4 protein-coding genes and 1 pseudogene are annotated in these 4,068 nt (G+C 61.8%); all 5 read left to right on the top strand.

Annotated features, from left to right (window positions below; all coding sequences use genetic code 11):
* Nucleotides 1-771 (top strand): FixG Ig-like domain-containing protein (locus X726_RS137405; protein WP_023673912.1); only part of this gene is annotated, 771 nt, incomplete at its 5' end.
* A complete protein-coding gene (locus tag X726_RS137410; RefSeq protein ID WP_023673911.1) occupies nt 768-1,265 on the top strand; it encodes a FixH family protein in 498 nt (165 codons plus the stop codon). The genes X726_RS137405 and X726_RS137410, both read left to right, overlap by 4 nt.
* Nucleotides 1,262-3,626, top strand: a pseudogene (locus X726_RS00200) (heavy metal translocating P-type ATPase). Before X726_RS137410 ends, X726_RS00200 begins: the two are co-directional and overlap by 4 nt.
* Nucleotides 3,623-3,793, top strand: coding sequence for a cbb3-type cytochrome oxidase assembly protein CcoS (gene ccoS, locus X726_RS0137035; protein WP_023835431.1), 171 nt, complete (start codon nt 3,623-3,625; stop codon nt 3,791-3,793). Before X726_RS00200 ends, ccoS begins: the two are co-directional and overlap by 4 nt.
* A 66-nt stretch (nt 3,794-3,859) precedes the next feature.
* On the top strand, nt 3,860-4,068 hold a 209-nt coding region (locus X726_RS0137030; protein ID WP_031215645.1), incomplete at its 3' end, for a CBS domain-containing protein.

Below are 4,068 nucleotides of genomic sequence, written 5' to 3'. Positions count from 1 at the left end.
AAGAAGGTTCTTGCCGCAGGGCATCCCGTCGGCGATTGCGTCGACTGCAATGCCTGTGTCGCCGTCTGTCCGATGGGGATCGACATACGCGACGGTCAGCAACTCGAATGCATCACCTGCGCGCTCTGCATCGATGCCTGTGACGGCGTCATGGACAAGCTCGGCAAAGCGCGAGGACTGATCTCCTACGCGACGCTCTCCGACTACAACGCCAACATGATCCTGGCCACCGCCGGCGGCGCCAGCTCGGTCAACCCATCACTGGTCAGGACGGATGACGGCCTGTTTTCGGACAGGGTGGCGCATTTCCATATCAGCAAGATCTTTCGGCCACGAACCTATGTCTACATGGCCATGTGGTCGCTGATCGGGCTGGGGCTGCTTTTTTCGCTGCTGACGCGCGACCGGCTCGAAATCAATGTCCTGCACGACCGCAACCCGCAATTCGTGACGCTCTCGGACGGCTCGATCCGCAATGGCTATACCGTCAAGCTCTTGAACATGATCCCCGAACCGAGAACGATTATCGTCACCCTCGGGGGTTTGCCAGGCGCGGAGATGAGCATCGTTGGCGTCGATCTCCCCGCCGATCGCTCCTTTGCAGTCCAGGTCGAACCCGACCGGCTGAAGATGTTGAAGGTTTTCGTGCGCCTGCCCGCCGACCAGATTCATGGCCAGGCGCAGACCTTCACATTCCGGGTCGAAGACAAGGTCAGCTTCGAGTCCAACGAATACACCGCCACCTTCAACTCGCCGGAGATCGCCAGATGAACGCCACCACGCGAAATCCCCGCGAGTTCACCGGCAGGCACATGTTGGCCACCATCCTTGCCTTTTTCGGCGTGGTCATCGCGGTCAATCTCACGATGGCGACGCTTGCCAACACAAGCTGGACCGGCCTTGTCGTCGAAAATACCTATGTGGCGAGCCAGCAATTCAACAAGAAGGCCGAGGAAGGCCGTGCGCAGGCAGCGCTTGGCTGGACCGGCCAGTTGACCATCGCATGGGGCGAAGTCCGCTATCGCATCATCGACGCCGCGGGCAAACCGGTTTCCCTGCATGGCGTGAAGGTGCTGTTTCGCCATCCCGCTTACGAGAAAGAAGATGAGTCCGTCACGCTCGCCCTGGTCTCTGGCCAGGAGTTTGCAGCACAACACGTGCCAAGGGATGGTGTCTGGATCATCGAAATAGACGCCGATGCCGGCCTGGCAAGACCTTATCGCGACGTGCGCAGGGTCATGATTTCCCAAGGGGTGCTGAAATGAGCTGCTGCGCGCCGGGCGCTGAAATGGCGCTGGATCTGGTCAGCCCCGCTTCGGTCCTGCCGTCAAGCCAGGAGGTCAGGCTGGCGAGCCGGTCGCTGGGCGATGACCTTCATCAGACCGACCTGTCGGTACCGACGGTTCACTGCGGAGCCTGCATCCAGATGATCGAGACTGCGTTGGGGAAGCTCAATCACGTCCAGGCCGCCCGCGTCAACCTTTCAACGAAGCGGGTCTCGGTCCAGTGGCGCGGCGATGAGGTTCCACCATTGGTCGCAGTGCTCGGGCGCCTGGGCTACCAGGCACATCTGTTCGAAGCCGACACCGATGCGAAGGACAGGACGTTATCGGAGCTCATCCGCGCCGTCGCCGTTGCCGGCTTTGCGGCGGGCAACATCATGCTGCTCTCGGTATCGGTCTGGTCCGGCGCCGAAGGCGCCACGCGCGATTTGTTCCACTGGGTCTCGGCGCTCATCGCCATTCCCGCCCTCGCCTTTGCCGGCGGGATCTTCTTGAAATCGGCGTGGACTGCGCTGCGCCACGGCCGCATGAACATGGACGTGCCGATCGCTGTCGGCGTGTCGCTGGCCTACGCCATGAGCCTCTATGAGACGATCACCCATGGCGACCACGCCTATTTCGACGCGTCGGTATCGCTGCTGTTCTTCCTGTTGATCGGCCGCACGCTCGATCACGTAATGCGCGAGCGCGCCCGCACCGCGGTGAAGAGTCTGTCGCAGTTGGCCGCGCGCGGCGCCATGGTGTTGCGCGGCGACGGCGCAAGCGACTATTTGCCGGTTGGCGAGATCGAACCAGGGATGCAGTTGCTTATTGCAGCCGGCGAAAGAATCCCCGTCGACGGCAGGATTGCGCGTGGGACATCCGACGTCGACTGCTCCCTGGTCTCCGGCGAGAGCACGCCCAGAAGCGTGGCGCCAGAAGACACCGTGCAGGCCGGCGTGCTCAACCTTACCGGTCCGCTGACGATAGAGGCCACAGCCGCCGCGAAGGATTCGTTCCTGGCAGAAATGGTTCGGCTGATGGAAGCCGCGGAGGGCGGTCGCGCCCACTATCGCCGGATCGCCGATCGTGTTTCAGCGCTCTATGCCCCGGTGGTTCATCTCACCGCCTTCGCGACATTCCTAAGCTGGATGGCGGTGACTGGCGACTGGCACCGGGCGATCACCATCGCTATTGCCGTTCTGATCATCACATGCCCATGTGCGCTCGGCCTCGCCGTGCCGATCGTCCAGGTGGTCGCGGCGCGGCGCCTGTTCGACCACGGCATCATGGTCAAGGATGGGTCGGCCATGGAGCGCCTGGCTACGGTTGATACGGCTGTGTTCGACAAGACCGGCACGCTCACGCTCGGACAGCCCCGGCTCGTCAACGCGGCCTCGATCGATCCGGCAATGTTGATGATTGCGGCCAACATGGCCGCACATTCGCGTCATCCGTTTTCAAAGGCCATCTCCGGTTTTGCCACTTCTGGCGGGCAACTCACATTTGATACCGTCAACGAGCATGCAGGGTTCGGAATCGAAGCCACCCACGCCGGGACCACCTGGCGACTGGGTCGGCGCGGATGGGCGGGATGGAAAGCCCGGACCGGTGGCGAAGGCAAGCATGGTTATGGCGGAACGGTTTTGACCAGGAATGGGCTGATTGTTGCTACCTTCGCCTTCGAGGATGCGCTGCGTGCCGACGCCAGGGCTGCCGTCCAGCAATTGAACGACGCTGGAATAGCGGTGGAAATGCTGTCAGGCGATACCGCCCATGCCTGCCAGGATGTTGCGAAAATGCTGGGTGTCGGCGACTTCGTTCCGTATCTGCTGCCATCCGGCAAGGTTGAACGCATCGAGTCCCTTAGACGCGATGGGCATAAGGTCTTGATGGTCGGCGATGGCCTCAATGACACGCCGGCGCTGAGCGCGGCCCATGTCTCGATCGCACCGGCCACCGCCGCCGACATTGGCCGCAATGCAGCCGACTTCGTTTTCCTGCGCGAAAGCCTCATGGCGGTTCCGCTGGCGCTGGACGTTTCGCGCAACGCGGGAAACCTGATCCGCCAGAACATCGCGATCGCCATCGTCTACAATGCTGTCGCCGTGCCGATCGCCATTCTNCGCGGGAAACCTGATCCGCCAGAACATCGCGATCGCCATCGTCTACAATGCTGTCGCCGTGCCGATCGCCATTCTCGGGCACGTCACGCCATTGATAGCGGCGATTGCCATGTCGGCGTCATCGCTGCTTGTCATTGGCAATGCAATGCGTTTGCGGCGTTCCATGCCAGGTTCGCCGGCGAAAGAGGTTCGGACCTCCAGAAGATCCGGCATCAACGAATTCTCGCGATCCTCATGACGACCCTTGCCTACCTCATCCCGGTCGCCCTCTTCCTTGGCGCGCTAGGCCTGGGTGGGTTCCTGTGGGCGTTGAGAAGCGGCCAGTACGATGATCTCGATGGCGCTGCGGAGCGCATTCTAATCGACCGCGACGACGGCGCGGAGAATGCTCCTCGCTCCAAGTGACTCAGATCAAAGCGCTGCGGGTCGGGATGTCCCATCGTCGGCCGACGTAAGATCAGGAGGGTAAGGATGCGAGCCGAAGCCATCATGACGAAGTCAGTTATCACGACGGATGCGAACGCGACGATCGCCGAAGCGGCCGAGCTCATGCTTTCCAACAAAGTCAGCTGCCTCCCGGTAACCGACAGCGACGGTGCCCTCGTTGGAATTGTAAGCAAAAGCGACTTCTTGCGCCGAGAAGAACTTGGGACCCAGCGTGTGCGTCCGCGCTGGCTGGA

The organism is Mesorhizobium sp. LSJC285A00 (assembly GCF_000503155.1).
GTDB lineage: Bacteria > Pseudomonadota > Alphaproteobacteria > Rhizobiales > Rhizobiaceae > Mesorhizobium.
This window is presented reverse-complemented; position numbering and strand designations above follow the sequence as displayed.